At 66.1% G+C, this 16315-nt stretch carries 11 protein-coding genes; all 11 read right to left on the minus strand.

The genetic code is table 11. From position 1 onward, the window contains the following. Positions 1-630: sarcosine oxidase subunit gamma (locus tag F464_RS0121520; protein ID WP_040395691.1), on the minus strand; the 630-nt coding region annotated here is incomplete at its 3' end. Then, positions 623-3652 (minus strand): sarcosine oxidase subunit alpha family protein, encoded by a 3030-nt coding sequence (locus tag F464_RS0121525; protein ID WP_018989914.1) that lies wholly within the window; start codon positions 3650-3652, stop codon positions 623-625. The genes F464_RS0121520 and F464_RS0121525, both read right to left, overlap by 8 nt. After that, entirely contained in the window at positions 3649-3948 is a 300-nt protein-coding gene (locus tag F464_RS0121530) for a sarcosine oxidase subunit delta (protein ID WP_018989913.1), read from the minus strand. The genes F464_RS0121525 and F464_RS0121530 overlap by 4 nt, the downstream gene beginning before the upstream one ends. A gap of 14 nt (positions 3949-3962) precedes the next feature. Continuing rightward, positions 3963-5213 (minus strand): sarcosine oxidase subunit beta family protein, encoded by a 1251-nt coding sequence (locus F464_RS0121535; protein WP_018989912.1) that lies wholly within the window; start codon positions 5211-5213, stop codon positions 3963-3965. A 17-nt stretch (positions 5214-5230) separates the two neighbouring features. Next, positions 5231-6610 carry an L-serine ammonia-lyase gene (locus F464_RS0121540; protein WP_018991930.1) on the minus strand — a complete coding sequence of 460 codons (1380 nt, stop codon included), beginning with the start codon at positions 6608-6610 and terminating at the stop codon, positions 5231-5233. 22 nt (positions 6611-6632) lie between these two features. After that, entirely contained in the window at positions 6633-7907 is a 1275-nt protein-coding gene (gene glyA / locus F464_RS0121545) for a serine hydroxymethyltransferase (protein WP_018991931.1), read from the minus strand. 432 nt (positions 7908-8339) lie between these two features. Beyond that, positions 8340-9026: an isochorismatase family protein gene (locus F464_RS0121550; RefSeq protein WP_018991932.1), complete on the minus strand. Its 687-nt coding sequence runs from the start codon at positions 9024-9026 to the stop codon at positions 8340-8342. A gap of 253 nt (positions 9027-9279) precedes the next feature. Further along, on the minus strand, positions 9280-10089 hold the full coding sequence (locus tag F464_RS0121555) for a hypothetical protein (protein ID WP_018991933.1): 810 nt from the start codon (positions 10087-10089) through the stop codon (positions 9280-9282). A 39-nt stretch (positions 10090-10128) separates the two neighbouring features. Next, positions 10129-11640 (minus strand): NCS1 family transporter, encoded by a 1512-nt coding sequence (locus F464_RS0121560; RefSeq protein WP_018991934.1) that lies wholly within the window; start codon positions 11638-11640, stop codon positions 10129-10131. 162 nt (positions 11641-11802) lie between these two features. Beyond that, the gene (locus F464_RS0121565; protein WP_018991935.1) at positions 11803-13611 is read right to left on the minus strand and encodes a hydantoinase B/oxoprolinase family protein; all 1809 of its coding nucleotides are present in this window, start codon (positions 13609-13611) and stop codon (positions 11803-11805) included. 10 nt (positions 13612-13621) lie between these two features. Beyond that, a complete protein-coding gene (locus tag F464_RS0121570; RefSeq protein WP_018991936.1) occupies positions 13622-15718 on the minus strand; it encodes a hydantoinase/oxoprolinase family protein in 2097 nt (698 codons plus the stop codon). Positions 15719-16315 lie beyond the last annotated feature (597 nt).

Below are 16315 nucleotides of genomic sequence, written 5' to 3' on the forward strand. Positions count from 1 at the left end.
GACGAACACCCCGAACTCCTCCGCCGCATCGAGGATCCAGCGGTACAGGTAATCGGCGAAGCTGCGGCGGATCACGAGTTCCCAGCGCTCTTCATCGACGCGGCGGATGACTGCCGAGCTCTTCGCGAAGACGCTGGAGACGCCCTTGCCGACCGGGAAGGCGCGCGGATGCACGTCGTAGGGGGTGCACTTCATCAAGAGCTCGCGCACCTTCGGGCCCGTGAGCTCCAGCACCGTCTGGCCGCCGCTGGTGTTCATCACCGCGTAGTGACCGGTGAGCTCGCGCCGCAGCGCCGCCTCGGCGTCGAACTCGAGCCCGGCCGGCACGACGATCAGCCACTCGTCGGGCGACATCCACTGCAGGCTCACGCCGCGCGCCTCGTCGCGCGCGACCGGACCGAGCGCGAGCGGCAGCGCCAGACCCAGCACGCGCTCGACACCGGCGCGGAAGGCTTCGTCCTCGGCGCGCCCACGCAGCACGAGATGCCCGAGGAAGGGTTTCTCGCGCACCACCACGCCGGCGTCACGCGCCGACGCGGCGAGCACGACGTTCACGCGCGTCATCGCCAGCGGCGACTCGGACTTCACCGCGCCACGCGGATTCAGGTCCATCTGTGCAATCTCAGACATTTTGGCGTGCTCCTTCTGCATCCAGGAAGACCGGGCTCACGACCTCGGCCGCATGCACCCGGCCGTCGGCCATCGGCAGATAAACGGTTTGCCCGATGCGCTGGCTGCCGCCCTTGACGACCGCGAGCGCGAACGAGTGGCCCAGGTTGGGGCTGTAATAGCTCGACGTGACGTGCCCGACCATGGGCATCGGGATGCGGATCTCCTTCTCGAGCACGATCTGCGCACCCTCGTCGAGCACCAGCTGCGGGTCGAGGGGCTTGAGGCCGACGAGCTGCTTGCGGTCCTCGCGCTTGGTGTCCGGGCGCGTCAGCGCGCGCCGCCCGATCCACGAGAAGGGCTTCTTGTAGCCCACGCACCACTGCATGCCCAGATCCTCGGGCGTCATCGAGCCGTCGGTTTCCTGGCCGACGATGATGAAGCCCTTCTCGGCGCGCAGCACGTGCATGGTCTCGGTGCCGTAGGGCGTCAGGCCGTACTTCTCGCCCTTCTCGAACAGCGCCTTCCACACATGCAGCGCGTGGTTGGCCTGCACGTTGATCTCGTAGGAGAGCTCGCCGGTGAAGGAGATGCGATACACGCGCGCCGGGACGCCCGCGACCGTGCCTTCGCGCATGTCCATGAACTTGAAGTTGTCGCGCGCGAGGTCGATGTCGTCGGTGAGCTCCGCGAGGAGCTTCCGCGCGTTGGGGCCGTTGATCGCCATCGCCGCCCAGTGGTCGGTCACCGAGTTGAAATACACCTCCAGCTCGGGCCACTCGGTCTGGTGCCACAGCTCCATCCAGTCCAGCACCGCCGCGGCGCCGCCGGTCGTCGTGGTCATGTGGAAGTGGTTGTCGCCGATGCACGCGGTCACGCCGTCGTCCATCACCATGCCGTCGTCCTTGCACATGAGGCCATAGCGGCACTTGCCGACGTCGAGCTTGGTCCAGGCGTTGGTGTAGATGCGGTTGAGGAACTCGCGCGCGTCCTTGCCCTGGATCTCGATCTTGCCCAGCGTCGAGGCGTCGAGGATGCCGACGCCTTCGCGCACGGCGCGGCATTCGCGCTGCACCGCCTCGTGCATGGTCTCGTTGCCGCGCGGGAAGTACCACGGACGCATCCACTGGCCCACTTCCTCGAACTTCGCGCCGTGCTCGACGTGCCACGCGTGCAGTGCCGTGAACCGACGCGGGTCGAAGAACTCGCGGCAGTGGCGCCCGGCGATCGCGCCGAAGGTGATCGGCGTGTAGTTCGGGCGGAACACCGTGGTGCCGGTCTGCGGGATGGTCTGCTTCAGGCAGCGCGCGGCGATCGCCATGCCGTTGATGTTGCCGAGCTTGCCCTGGTCGGTGCCGAAGCCCATGCCGGTGTAGCGCTTGACGTGCTCGATCGACTCGAAGCCTTCGCGCGTGGCGAGCTCGATGCCGGCCGCGGTGACGTCGTTCTGCGGATCGACGAACTGCTTCGGGGCGCGCATCGCGGGTTTCACGTGCGGCACCTGGTAGAGCGCCGCGGCCTTGCCTTCGCGCACCTTGGCGACCTTGGGCAGCGCGGGCGCTTCGACCTTGAAGCCGGTGCGCTGGGCCGCGGCCACGCCGGCCGCGGCGCCGTCGGCGAGCGCTTCGGCAATCGCGCTCTTGCCGTGCACGCCGCCCACCGGGGTCATGCCCGGCACCTTGCCGGGCACGAAGCCGAGGATGTCATCGCGCCACTCGGGACGCGCACCGGTGTGCGCCGCCAGATGCACGACGGGGCTGTAGCCGCCCGAGCTCGCGATGGTGTCGCAGGACAAGGTTTCGACGCGACCGGCGACCTTGAAGCCGCCGATGTCGATGCGCGCGACCTGCGCGCCCGTGACACGCTTCTTGCCGTTCGCTTCGATCACCGCGGAGCCGGGGATGATGCGGATGTTGCGCGCACGCGCTTCGTTGACGAGGTCGCCCTCGGGATGCTCGCGGGCATCGACGATCGCGACCACTTCGCGGCCGGCGTCCGCCCAGTCGAGCGCGGCGCGGTAGGCGTGGTCGTTGGCGGTCGACAGCACCAGGCGGCGGCCCGGGACGACGGCGTAGCGGCGGATGTAGGTCGACACCGCACCGGCCACCATGCTGCCCGGCACATCGTTGTTGGCGAAGACGAGCGGACGCTCGTGCGTGCCGGTGGCGAGGATCACCTCGCCGGCGCGCACGCGGTGCATGCGGGCGCGCACCTGGCGGCGGCCGTTGATGCTCGGCGCGAGATCCGCGAGATGCTCGGTGCGGCGCTCGTGCAGCGTCACGAAGTTGTGGTCGTGGTAGCCGTTGGCGGTGGTGCGCGGCAGCACCAGCACTTCGGGCAGGGTCGCGAGCTCGGCGAGCACGCTGGCGACCCACGCGGACGCCGGGCGGCCGTCGACGAGTTCGCGCGCATCGAGCAGCGATCCGCCCATCTCGTCCTGTTCGTCGCACACGATCACGCGTGCGCCGGAACGGCCCGCCGCCAAGGCTGCGGCCAATCCCGCCGGGCCCGCGCCGATCACCAGCACGTCGCAGTGGCGGTTGATGTGATCGTAGATGTCCGGGTCCTTCTCCTTCGGCGTGCGCCCGAGGCCGGCGGCCTTGCGGATGTACTTTTCGTACTTCGGCCACAGCGAGGCCGGTGCCATGAAGGTCTTGTAGTAGAAGCCCGGGGGCATCATGCGCCCGCCGACGCTGCCGATCACGCCCAGCAGGTCGCGGTCGACGTTCGGCCAGCCGTTGGTGCTCGCGGCCACCAGCCCGCCGTAGAGCGCCTGTTGCGTCGCACGCACGTTGGGCACCTGGCCCGCTTCGGTGGCCCCGAGCTGCACGATCGCATTCGGCTCCTCGGCGCCCGCGGCAACGATGCCGCGCGGGCGTGAGTACTTGAAGCTGCGGCCCACGACATCGACGCCGTTGGCGAGCAAGGCGGAGGCGAGCGTGTCGCCGGCGAAGCCCTCAAGGGTCTGGCCGTTGAAGCTGAAGCGCAGCGGGCGGCTGCGGTCGATGCGCCCGCCCGTACCGAGACGATTCTGCTGGCTCATTTGGCCGCTCCTTTGTCAGCGGTGACCGAAGGCTTCTGGCCGACCTTGTAGGTTTCGTGAATCTGGTAGCTCACGGTGTCACGCGTCACGTTGAAGAACTTGCGGCAGCCCGCGGCGTGGTACCACAGCTCGTGGTGCAGGCCGCGCGGGTTCTTGCGGAAGAAGAGGTAGTTGCCCCAGTCTTCGTCGCTCGTGGCTTCCGGTTCCACCGGGCGCGCGATGTGCGCTTCGCCCTTCGGCCGGAACTCTTCCTCTTCGCGGGTTTCCGCGCAGTGCGGGCAGTAGATGTGCAGCATGGGTGCGGCTCCTGTCAGTGCGCGACGCCCGCGGCGCCGTGCTCGTCGATGAGTTTTCCGGAGATGAAGCGGTCGATGGAGAACGGCGCGGCGAGCGGATGCGCCTTGCCCGCGGCCAAGGTCGCCGCAAAGACGTTGCCCGAGCCCGGGGTGGCCTTGAAGCCGCCGGTGCCCCAGCCGCAGTTGAAGAAGAGCCCCCCCACCGGGGTGGCCGAGATGATCGGGCACGCGTCCGGGCAGGTATCGACGATGCCGCCCCACTGGCGGTTCATGCGCACGCGCGAGAAGATCGGGAACATCTCGACGATGGCCTGCAGCGTGTGTTCGATGGTCGCGTAGCTGCCGCGCTGGCCGTAGCCGTTGTAGCCGTCGATGCCCGCGCCGATCACGAGGTCGCCCTTGTCCGACTGGCTCACGTAGCCGTGCACCTTGTTCGACATCACGACGGTGTCGAGGATGGGCTTCATCGGCTCGGACACCAGCGCCTGCAGCGGGTGCGATTCGATCGGCAGCTGGAAGCCCGCCATCTTCGCGAGCACACCGGAGTTGCCGGCAGTCACGACCCCCACCGTGTCGGCGGCGATGAAGCCGCGGTTGGTCTCGACGCCGACGACCTTGTTGCCGTTCTTGCGGATGCCGGTGACTTCGGTCTGCTGCAGCATGTCCACGCCCAGCGCGTCCGCGCCGCGGGCGAAGCCCCAGGCCACCGCATCATGGCGCGCCACGCCGCCGCGCGGCTGCCAGGAGGCGCCCATCACCGGATAGCGCGTGTTCTTCGACAGGTCCATGATCGGCACGATCTCCTGGATCTGCTTGACGTCCAGCACTTCGCCGTCGATGCCGTTGAGGCGGTTGGCATTGACGCGGCGGTGGATGTCGCGCATGTCCTGCAGCGTGTGGCCGAGGTTCATCACGCCGCGCTGGGAGTACATCACGTTGTAGTTCAGATCCTGGGAGAGGCCTTCCCACAGCTTCATCGCGTGCTCGTACAGCCACGCGGCCTCGTCCCACAGGTAGTTCGAGCGCACGATGGTGGTGTTGCGCGCGGTGTTGCCCCCGCCCAGCCAGCCCTTCTCGACCACCGCGACGTTGGTGATGCCGTGTTCCTTGGCGAGGTAATAGGCGGTGGCGAGCCCGTGGCCGCCGCCGCCGACGATCACGATGTCGTATTTCTTCTTCGGCGTCGGGTTGCGCCACGCGCGCTGCCAGTTCTCGTGGTAGGTGAGCGCGTGCTTGACGAGCCCGAATCCCGAGTAATGCTGCATGTCCTATCTCCTCGTCTTCAGCATTCGATGACGTTCACGGCGAGTCCCCCGCGCGACGTCTCCTTGTACTTGTCCTTCATGTCGCGACCGGTGTCGCGCATGGTCTTGATCACCTTGTCGAGCGACACGAAGTGCTTGCCGTCGCCCCTGAGCGCCATGCGCGCGGCGTTGATGGCCTTGATCGAGCCCATCGCGTTGCGCTCGATGCACGGCACCTGCACGAGGCCCCCCACCGGGTCGCAGGTGAGGCCGAGGTTGTGCTCCATGCCGATCTCGGCCGCGTTCTCGACCTGCTCGGGCGTGCCGCCCATGACTTCGGTGAGCGCACCGGCGGCCATCGAGCACGCCACGCCGACTTCGCCCTGGCAGCCGACTTCGGCGCCCGAGATCGAGGCGTTCTCCTTGAAGAGGATGCCGATCGCGGCCGCCGTGGCGAGGAAGCGCACCACGCCGTCCTCGGTCGCGCCGGGGATGAAGCGGTAGTAGTAGTGCAGCACCGCGGGGATGATCCCGGCCGCGCCGTTGGTCGGGGCGGTGACGATGCGCCCGCCCGCGGCGTTCTCTTCATTGACCGCCAGCGCGTAGAGATTCACCCAGTCCATGGTCGTGAGCGGATCGCGCAGGCTCGCTTCGGGCGCGCCCGAGAGCTTGCGGTGCATCTCGGCCGCGCGGCGCTTGACCTTCATGCCGCCCGGCAGCGTGCCTTCGATCTCGCAGCCGCGGCGCACGCAGGCCTGCATCACCTTCCAGATGTGCAAGAGGCCGTTCCTCGTCTCGGCTTCGCTCCTCCACGCCTTCTCGTTCTCCAGCATCAGCTGGCTGACCGAGAGCTCATTCACCGCGCACTGCGTGAGCAGCTGGTCGGCGCTGTGGAAGGGGTACGGCAGCGAGGTGCTGTCCTGGACGATGCGATCCGCCCCCGCGGCTTCTTCATTGACGACGAAGCCGCCGCCGACCGAGTAGTACACCTTGCTCGACAGTTCGCACTCGCCCTCGCCAAAGGCCGTCAGGCGCAGGCCGTTCGGGTGATAGGGCAGCGTCTGGCGGCGCAGGAAGACGAGATCGGTCTTCTCCTCGTAGGGCACGCCATGCAGGCCCAGCAGGGTGAGGCGCCTGGCCCCGCGGATCGCCGCGAGGCGGCTGTCGATGGTGTCGGGGTCGATGAGATCCGGCGCCTCGCCTTCCAGGCCCAGCAGCACCGCCTTGTCGCTGCCGTGGCCCTTGCCGGTGGCACCGAGCGAGCCGTACAGCTCGGCCCGGATACGGCACACGCGCGGCAAGAGCCCGTCGTCCTTGAGCCCGGAGGCGAAGGTGAGCGCCGCACGCATGGGACCCACGGTGTGGGAACTGGACGGGCCGATCCCCACCTTGAACATCTCGAATACGCTGATCGCCATGACGTGTCGCTCCGCGGGCCGTTCAGCGGCTGGCCGGATAGACCGGGAAGCGCGCGCACAGGGCCGAGACCTTCTCGCGTACCGCGGCGATCACCGACTCGATTTGGTCACCCCGGTCGATGTGGTCGAGCACGTCGCAGATCCAGTGCGTCAGCTCCTTCGCCTCGGCTTCCTTCAGGCCACGCGTGGTGATCGCGGGCGTGCCGATGCGGATGCCGCTGGTGACGAAGGGCGATTGCGGGTCGTTGGGCACGGCGTTCTTGTTCACCGTGATGTGGGCCGCACCGAGTGCCGCATCGGCCTGCTTGCCGGTGAGGCCCTTGGCGACCAGATCGACGAGGAAGAGGTGATCGTCCGTGCCGCCCGAGACGATCTTGTAGCCGCGCTCGATGAACACGCCCGCCATCGTGCGCGCGTTCTTCAGCACCTGCTGCTGGTAGGCGCGGAACTCGGGCTGCAGCGCTTCCTTCAGCGCCACCGCCTTGGCGGCGATCACGTGCATCAGCGGGCCACCCTGGATGCCGGGGAACACCACCGCGTTGAGCTTCTTCTCGAGCTCCGCGTTGGCGCGCGCCAGGATCAGGCCGCCGCGCGGGCCGCGCAGGGTCTTGTGCGTGGTCGTCGTGACGACGTCGGCGAAGGGGATGGGGTTGGGATAGAGACCCGCGGCGACCAGCCCCGCGACGTGCGCCATGTCGACGAAGAGCTTGGCGCCGACGAGGTCGGCGATCTCGCGGAAGCGCTTCCAGTCGACCACGCGCGAGTACGCGGAGAAGCCGGCGACGATCATCCTGGGCTTGTGCTCCTTCGCGAGCGCCTCGACCTGGTCGTAGTCGATCTCGCCGGTCGCTTCATCGAGGCCGTACTGCACCGCGTTGTAGAGCTTGCCGGAGAAGTTCACCTTGGCGCCGTGCGTGAGGTGACCGCCATGCGCGAGACTCATGCCCAGCACCGTGTCGTGCGGCTCCAGGAGCGCCATGTACACCGCGGCGTTCGCCTGCGAGCCCGAGTGCGGCTGCACATTCGCGTAGTCCGCGCCGAAGAGGCGCTTGGCGCGGTCGATCGCGAGCTGCTCGACGACATCCACATGCTCGCAGCCGCCGTAGTAGCGCTTGGCGGGGTAGCCTTCCGCGTACTTGTTGGTGAGCACGCTGCCCTGCGCCTCGAGCACCCGCGGGCTGGTGTAGTTCTCGGAGGCGATCAGTTCGATGTGCGATTCCTGGCGCTCGAACTCGGCGTCCATCGCCGCCTTCAGTTCGTCGTCAAAATCGGCAATGCGGTCGCTCAGTGCAAACATGGGATCCTGTCTCCTCGGTTTATCGGCTGTCGTAAAAGCCTTGTGTCGCCGCAACATCACGGCTTCTTGGGAGGAGATGGTAGAAACTCTCGCCAACTCCCCTTTGCCTGTATCCGTCATGCTCTTGCTTGATACGGACCGGGGCGGCGGGCCGGCGGGAATTCTGAACGTGCGGCGCATTGGGTCTCGCTAACGAGAAGTTCATCCTCGGTTCAAAAGATGCTTGGGAGACCTTTAGCGTTACTTCTTCGCGCTGTGCGACGCGGCAAATTTCTCGCCCTTCATTGCGCAGGAAGACTCGACCGGAACGCGAAAAAAAGCGACCCGCAAGCCTGGAGCGCCTGCGGATCGCGAGGGGGAGACACAATTCCCGCTGGGCGGGTCAAGCGCGGTAAGCCGGCAGAGGTAACCGCGCCCCCGCCACGAGCACGATCAGCCCTTCATCGAGTACAGGTAATCGACGCAGCGGTCGACCGACTCGACGTCGGCGAACTTCGCATCGATGTCGAACAGGTTCCACTCGACCGCGCCGGGCACGCGGTCGCCGATGCACTCGCGCACGGCGATGGTGCGGAAGCCTTCGGCGAGGCCGTCGCACAGCGTCGTGCGCACGCAGGCCGAGGCGGTCACGCCGGTCACGAGGATGGTGTCGACACCGGCCGCGCGCAGGAAACCCGCGAGGTAGGTGCCATGGAAGGAACTCGCGCGCTTCTTGATCAGCACCTGCTCACCGGCGATCGGCGCGATGCGCGAGTCGATCGCCCAGATGTTCTCGTCTTCCTGATTGACGACATCGACCGGGATCTTGTTGTGCCACAGACCCATATCGGTGTGCGGATTCTTGCGATCCGTGACCTGGTAGCAGGTCGTCACGTGGATCACCGGGTGGTTGTTCTCGCGGCAGGCCTTCAGCAGCCGCTGCACGCCGGGGATGATCTCGTCGTCGATCTTCTCGCAGGTGAAGGGATTGCCCGGCCGGGTCCAGGCGTTGGCGAGGTCGACGTTGATCAGCGCCGGCTTCTTGCCGAAGCCCACGCGGCGCTGGAAGCCGCGTTCCTGGTAGAGCTTGGTGGCTTCGGCGAAGGCTTGCTTGAGCATGTCGTTGAGTTGGGTGTCCATGTGATCGTCTCCAGACAATGATTTCGGGGGTGAGCGACAAGAAGTTCTCTGTCTGGAGAAATACTATTCTTTATTGTTTCCTCATCTATTTACAGTTTCGCTTAGATAATTGCTCAAAATTGCAATAGCGACAGACAAGCCCCCTCTGTGCGGCGGACAAAGAAAACGCGGGCGCAATGCGCCGGCAAATCGCCGCACATTGCGCCCGCAGAGGCCGCAGCGCAAACGCCGCGGCCGTGCTACTCAATACGGATCAGAACTTCACGACGGCCATGATGTTGGGGAAGCTCTCGTCGAGCCCGTCAATGCCGTACTTGTTGTGCCAGTACTGGTATTCGGTACCGATAAAGAATGCATCGCGGCGTCCCGAAACGAGTTCGCCCACGTCCAGCCGCAGCTGTGGCTGGCATAGCAGCTGGTTCACCGTGCCCTGCCCGCGCGCACCGATGTAGTCGCAGAAGCCCTCGAAACTCCAGTGTGTGGGGCCGATGCTGAACGGCAGTTGCCATACCGGCGTCACCTGGTAACTCTTGCGGTAATGGGTCGGGGCGCCGTCGAACTGCGAACGGTCGTCGTAGGCCAGCAGATCGACGTTGAAGTAGTTGAAACCGGGAAGCGCGAGATCCAGGGTCACGCCATACAGCAGGATCCGCGTCGCCGCGCCGCCGGTCGACGAGCCTGCGTTCACCCCGGCCGTCAGGCTCACGTCCTTCAGCATCCCGCCGCCGAAGGTTGCGCCGCTTGTCTTGCCCAGGCTGAGGTAGTGGTAATACTCCCCGTAGATGTCGTTCGAACGCGGCGCATTCTTCGTTCCCCAGTAGGAATCGACGAAGAAGTAGTTGCGCCCGTAGGCATACCCGCTCACGTGTTGCAGGGTGACCGTCGTCTTCGTCACGTCGTCGTGAATGCCCGGATCGCGAAAGCCCGTTCCGTTCATGACCTGCACGTCGGTCTGGCTCCAGTCGGCTGCCGTCGCCTGCCCCGCTCCGGCTGCCAGCGCGAAGGCCAGGACGCTCGCCGCTGCGCTGCCGGCGGACTTGTGGTTCGTGGAAAACTGCTTCATTCCAGATGCTCCTTTTGTCGTTTTGGTAGCTGCCGGGAATTACAGGTCGTTGCGGTGCGTCGAGGCCTCGCCCAACTGGTGCGACGGCAGGCGCGAAAAGCCGCGATCGGGGTGGTAGGTCCAGCTGTGGCTCATGCTGGTGGCGAGGAAGCGGTCGCTGTAGCGGGACGTGATCTCGGCCTGCGGGTAGCGCGGCAGCACCCACAGCCACATCAGCAGCAGATAGAGCGCGAAGCCGAGCGCGAAGCCCACGACGAAGGCCCAGGAGCCCGAGTAGAAGGCGGCCGCGCCACCGACGAGCCAGGTGACGAGACCCGCCGGATTGACGCCGCCGAGGAAGCGGAACTGGCCGTCGGCCTCGTAGAGATCGGGCACGTTGAGCCGACGGCGGCGGATCACGAAATAATCCGCAACCATGATCCCGCCGATCGTCGCCAGGAAGGACCCGTACGAGAACAGGAAGCTGAACAGGTTGTCGAGGATCAGCCAGGGCATCGACAGCGTGCCGATGATGCCGGCGAGCACGATCGCCGTGCGGTAGCCGACCCACGGCGTGCCGGCATTCACGAAGGTGAGCGCGGCGGGAATCAGGTTCGCCGCATTGTTCGTCGACCATTGCGCGAGAATCACCATCACCAGCAGGATGATCAGCGAGAAGCCGGTCGCACTGCCCTGGATCACCGTGATCGGATCCCAGTTGCCCGCTGCGATGAAGGCGGCCGCGCCGATCACTGCCACCCAGGTCTGCGTCGCGGGCAGCGCGATGAGCTGCGCGAGGAAGACGTGACGGTTGCGCCGCACGAAGCTCTTCGTGCCTTCCTCGACCTTCAGGAAGCGGGTGATGTTGGGGATGTCGATCGCGAGCGTCGACCAGAAGGCCATGTTGGCGAGGAACAGCGTCAGGATCGTCGTGTCCTTGCCGCCGACCCAGTTCCAGATGTTGAGGCCCTTGGTCTGCGCCATCACGTCGAGCGTGTAATACATCCAGATCGAGATCGCGATGATCGCCGGCGCGGCGATGTCGGCAAGCTTCTCGACCGCCTTGATGCCGCAGGCGGTGTTCCAGATCTGCACGACCGCGAACAGCGCGTACCACAACGGCCAGCTCGAGAAGCCGGTCAGGTACTCGACGATGCCGTTGATCGCCAGCGCACCGAGGTAGGTCTGGATGCCGAACCAGATCGCCGCGACTACGCCACGGAAAAGCGCCGGCAGGTGCGTGCCGGATGTCCCGAAAGGCGCGCGCAGATAGACCGCGAACGACAGTCCATGCTCGGTGCCGATGTCGGCGGTGAGCGTCATCAGCAGCGCCAGCGCGACGTTGGCCGCGAGGATCACGCCGACGACCTGCCATAGCGGGAGCGATTCGACACCAGCCGCGCCGAGCTGGAAGGTGGCGATGATGACCGCGAGGCCGATCCAGATCCACACGAAACCCAGCGTACCGATGCTGCGCTGGGTATGCAGGACGGGCAGGATGGATTCTTCGAGAAGGTGGGACCGGGTGGCCCCCCCGGCAATCGGCGCGGTGGCCGTTTCGACATTGCTCATGATGCGACTCCTCCTTGGTGACGACACGTTTTTCTTGGAAGGACGAACAGAAACCCGAAAGGCAGGCACCGGTACGCGCGCGCATGCCTCCCCGCACCCGGCCTTGCGGCCGGGCGGGTTGCGGAGCTACTGACTACGGGGAGACGGTACTGGCCGTGCCGCTCAGGCGGGCGCCGGCTCGGAAGACTGCGGGCTTGCAGCGACCTGCCGCTCCAGGCGGAGCAGCGTGCGGCGGGCATGGGTGGCCGCCACGTCGAGGACGAGATCCTCGGAAATCACGACGCCATAGACCTCGCGGGCGTGCTCAAGTGTGCAGAAGTCGTCCATCACGTCTTCCAGCACCTGGCCCGCGGGACGATCGAGCGGATCGCCGTAGCCGCCGCCGCAGGGCGCGTAGTACGACATGCCGCCGCCCGCCGCCACGCGCAGGTTCGAGAACTTCGCGTAGGTGTCGTACTTCGTACCGTTCGCATGGAAGATCTCGACCCGCCCCGGGACCCCCTCCCTGCCGCCGAACGCGCCCCAGGGCACGTCGAGGTGACGTTCGGATTCGTGCGTGATCGCGCCCTCGGTGAGCAGCCGCTGGCTCTTGACGACACCGATGCCGCCGCGGAACTGCCCCGCCCCCGGCATCACGTCGTCGCGCAGCTCGTAGCGATCACACACCATCGGCAGGTGCATGCCCAGATCCTCGATCGGATTGTTGCGCGTGTTGGCCATCAGGTTGTCGATCGAGTCGGGGCCGTCCGAGCTGGGGCGTCCGCCATAGGCGCCCTCATTGACTTCGAGGAACACCCAGTAATCGCCATCCGGCTTGATGCCCGAGTACGCGGCGAAGGACAGCGTCGCGGAGTTGCCGGCGGTGACCCGCTTCGGGATCACCGGCGAGAGCGCCTTGATGATGAGGTCGATCATCCGGTTGCACTGAGTGAAGCGCGCCTCGGCTGCGGCCGGGTAGATCGGATTGAAGATCGAGCCCTTGGGCGCCGTGACCTTGATCGGACGGAAGGAACCTTCGTTCGGCGGCAGCTTCACCTCCATCAGCGCGCTGTCGGTGAGCATCGCGCGGAAGGCGCAGTAGCAGGCGGGTTTCGTCGAACCTTCGAAGGGCACGTTGAAGCCGGTCGGTACCTGGTCGGCCGAGCCGGTGAGGTCGACCTCCACGCTGTCGCCCGTGACACGCACGCACACCTTGATCGGCAGGCGTTTGTCGCGGTTCGCGCCATCGTCGTCGAGGTAGCCTTCGGCGAAGTATTCGCCGTCGGGGATCTCGGCGATGCGGCTACGCATCATCGACTCGGTGTAGTCCATCAGCTGGTCGGCAGCGCCGAACACGACTTCCTTGCCATAGGTGTCGAGCAGCTCCTGCATGCGCTGCGCGCCGAGCATCGCCGAGGCGATCTGCGCGTCGATGTCGTCCTTGGTCTGCTTCGCGGTGCGGCTGTTGTGACTGATGTACTGCCACAGGCCTTCGTTGCGCTTGCCCTGCTCGTAGAGCTTGATGCCGGCGAAGAGCATGCCTTCCGCGAACACATCCGGGATGTCGATGATCAGGCCCGGCGTCGCCGCGCCGATGTCGACGTGGTGCGCGGTGTTGGCCGCAAACGCCACGAGCTCGCCGCGCCAGAACACCGGCACCACGATGCACAGGTCGGGGCTGTGGCTCGAGCCGTAATACGGGTGGTTGTGAATGACGACGTCGCCCTCGTTCCACGTACCGCCCTGCAGGCAGGCGTCGATGCCGCGCAGGTAGGCGGGAATGGAGCCGATGTGCAGCGGCGAGCCTTCGGACTCGGTCAGCGTGTTGAATTGCAGGTCGAAGAGCCCCGCGCCGATGTCCTGCGACTCGCGGATGATCGACGAGAAGGACATGCGGTAGAGGACGTGGCCCATCTCTTCGGCGATGGTGTGCAGCGCGCCGCTGATGACCTGGAGGGTGATCGGGTCGACCTTGGTGTTCGACGGGTTCATCTGCTTCTCCTTAGACGCGCTGCGCATTGATGTGGATGTTGCCCTTGCCCGAAACCTTGGCGACATAGCCCGGGGGCACCAGGGTCGTGGAGTCGTGCTGGACGATGATCGCGGGACCGGGGAGTTCATGGCCGGCTTTGAGTTTCTTGCGGTCGTAGCGCGGCGTGGCGTAGGTCTGCCGGTCGTCGAAGATCGTCGGGCGCTCGTACATCAGGGCCACTTCGGGCCCGCTGCCGGCGGCGTCCTCCAGTTCGGGCCAGGCCAGCGGCCGGGTGTGGGCGATGCCGATGATACGGATCGTCACGATCTCGACATCCACGTCGTCGAAGGCCCAGCCGTAGTCGCGCTTGTGCTGCGCCTGGAAGTTCGCCTTCACCGCAGCGAGCTTCTCGCCGTCGATCCGGCCCTCGGGAATGTCCGCGCGCAGTTCGAAACCCTGGCCGTGATAGCGGCATTCAGCGATGCGCACGAAGTGCTGGTTGTCCGCCGGCACACCGTCGTCGTCCAGACGCTCGCGGCACAGCGCCGTGAGCTCGTCGATCACGCGGTTGAGCCTGTCGAGCGCGGGCTGTTCGACGTCCTTCAGCAGCGTCGGCACGGAGCGCGTGAACTCGTACTGCATGTCGGTGACGAGCAGCCCGATCGCCGCGGTGATCCCCGGCGCGGGCGGCACGATCACCTCGCGCGCCGACACCGCCTCGGCCAGGGCGACGCCGTTGAGCGGCCCCGCGCCGCCGAAAGGCGCGAGCGCGAACTTGCGCGGATCGAAGCCCTTGGCGACGGAGTTCGCACGGATCGCGAGCGACATGTTGGAGTTGAGGATGCGGATGATGCCCAGCGCCGCCTCTTCGACCGTGAGCCCGAGCGGCTCGGCGACCTTCGTGCGGATCGCTTCGCGCGCCAGCTCGGCGTCGATCTCGATGCCGCCACCGAGGAAATGGTCGGGGTCGAGACGTCCGAGCACGACCTGGGCGTCGGTCACCGTCGGCTCCGTGCCACCCTTGCCGTAGCACGCCGGCCCCGGATCGGCACCCGCCGAACGCGGACCGACGCGGAAGGCGCCGCCCTCGTCGATGTACGCGATGGAGCCGCCCCCCGCCCCCATCGTCGCCAGGTCGATCATCGGCGCGAGGATCGGATAGGCACCGACGTAGGTGTCGCGCGGGTTCATGATCTTCACCTTACCGTCGGGGATCGTGCTGAAGTCCGCCGAGGTGCCGCCGATATCGACGGTGATGATGTTCTTCTCGTCCGACAGCGACCCGGCCCAGCGGCCACCCATCACGCCGCCGGCGAGCCCCGACATCAGGATTGAAACGGCCTCCGACGAACATTTCTCGACCGTCGACACGCCGCCGTTCGACTGCATGATGCGCAGGTGCGCCTTGATCCCCGCATCGAGGAGCTTCTCCTCCAGATTCTTCAGATAGAGCGAGGTCTTGGGGCCGACATAGGCGTTCATCGCGGTCGTCGAGAAGCGCTCGTACTCGCGGATCACGTTGGCGACCTCGGACGAGCACGACACGTAGGCGTCGGGCAGCACCTCCCGAATGATCTCCTTGGCCCGGCGCTCGTGCGTGTTGTTGAGGAAGGAGTAAAGGAAGCAGACGATGACCGACTTGATGCCGCGGGCCTTGAACAGCTCCGCCGCCGCGCGCACCTCGTCCTCGTCCAGCGCCTGCGCCACGTCGCCGTGCGGCGGCATGACACGCTCGCTGATCGCGATGCGGTTGCGCCGCTTCACCAGCGGCCGAGACTGCCACGGGACGTCGAACTGCAGCGAGAAATTCTCCGGGCGCTTGTGCCGGCCGATATGCAGGATGTCGCGGAAGCCGCGCGTGGTGAGCATCCCGACTTCGGCGCCGTTGTGCTCGATGGTGATGTTCGTCGCCACCGTCGTCCCGTGCACGATCAGACGCACATCGCTCGGATAGATGCCGCCGATGCGGCAGATCTCCAGGATGCCGCGCAGCACCCCTTCCGATTGATCCCACGGGGTGCTAGGCACCTTATGAACGTACACCCGATGCTTGCCCTGTTCCTCACCTTCGACCTCGAGCACCAGGTCCGTGAAGGTCCCTCCGACGTCAACTCCGATTCTTGCCATTCCAGTCTCCTTCATTTTCTGTTTATTGCGAATCGTGTCGCCAAGCGGCGCTGTGCAATTAGGCGATATCGAACCTCTCTACTGCATGTTTGCTTACCCGGACAAGGAAACGCTTGCCGAACTGGATACTAGGCGCTGCACTATTGCTGGTCTATTGAGAATTTATCCTCGACTATTTTCTTTTGAGTCAACAATAAATATCGAGCAGCCGCTCGCGCAGGCCTTCCGCATAGGCAAAGGGCATAGCGCGAGCAAGGGCATTTCTGGTGGGGCACGGGGCCCGATTCGCGCGGCAAGGGGCGACGCACGCAGCCCATGCCGGCAGCACCGGGCGGCCGGGAACGCGGTTGAACTCATGCTGGGGGCAGGAACGGGCGTGCGGAGGCGACGCGGGACGCGCAGCGCCCCGGGCGGAAGCCGTTCGGGCGGGCAACGCACCGGCCGATGAACGTATCGCTCTCGCCCAGCGAACGGTCCTGCACAGACCTGCGTCCGGCGGCAGGCCGCTCAGGTCGCGCCGGGTGAGGGGCTGATGAGTACTGCGGCTGCTGTTCCGGTCATTGCTGTCTCCTCGTTCGAATATGTTTTCGAATCGTT

This window comes from Aromatoleum toluclasticum ATCC 700605 (assembly GCF_000378245.1).
Classification (GTDB): Bacteria; Pseudomonadota; Gammaproteobacteria; order Burkholderiales; family Rhodocyclaceae; genus Aromatoleum; species Aromatoleum toluclasticum.

Excerpts from the sequence above, each read along its gene's own strand:
- F464_RS0121525 (WP_018989914.1), bottom strand. The coding sequence starts at position 3,652 with ATGAGCCAGCAGAATCGTCTCGGTACGGGCGGGCGCATCGACCGCAGC.
- F464_RS0121530 (WP_018989913.1), bottom strand. The coding sequence starts at position 3,948 with ATGCTGCACATCTACTGCCCGCACTGCGCGGAAACCCGCGAAGAGGAA.
- F464_RS0121535 (WP_018989912.1), bottom strand. The coding sequence starts at position 5,213 with ATGCAGCATTACTCGGGATTCGGGCTCGTCAAGCACGCGCTCACCTAC.
- F464_RS0121540 (WP_018991930.1), bottom strand. The coding sequence starts at position 6,610 with ATGGCGATCAGCGTATTCGAGATGTTCAAGGTGGGGATCGGCCCGTCC.
- glyA (WP_018991931.1), bottom strand. The coding sequence starts at position 7,907 with ATGTTTGCACTGAGCGACCGCATTGCCGATTTTGACGACGAACTGAAG.
- F464_RS0121550 (WP_018991932.1), bottom strand. The coding sequence starts at position 9,026 with ATGGACACCCAACTCAACGACATGCTCAAGCAAGCCTTCGCCGAAGCC.
- F464_RS0121555 (WP_018991933.1), bottom strand. The coding sequence starts at position 10,089 with ATGAAGCAGTTTTCCACGAACCACAAGTCCGCCGGCAGCGCAGCGGCG.
- F464_RS0121560 (WP_018991934.1), bottom strand. The coding sequence starts at position 11,640 with ATGAGCAATGTCGAAACGGCCACCGCGCCGATTGCCGGGGGGGCCACC.
- F464_RS0121565 (WP_018991935.1), bottom strand. The coding sequence starts at position 13,611 with ATGAACCCGTCGAACACCAAGGTCGACCCGATCACCCTCCAGGTCATC.
- F464_RS0121570 (WP_018991936.1), bottom strand. The coding sequence starts at position 15,718 with ATGGCAAGAATCGGAGTTGACGTCGGAGGGACCTTCACGGACCTGGTG.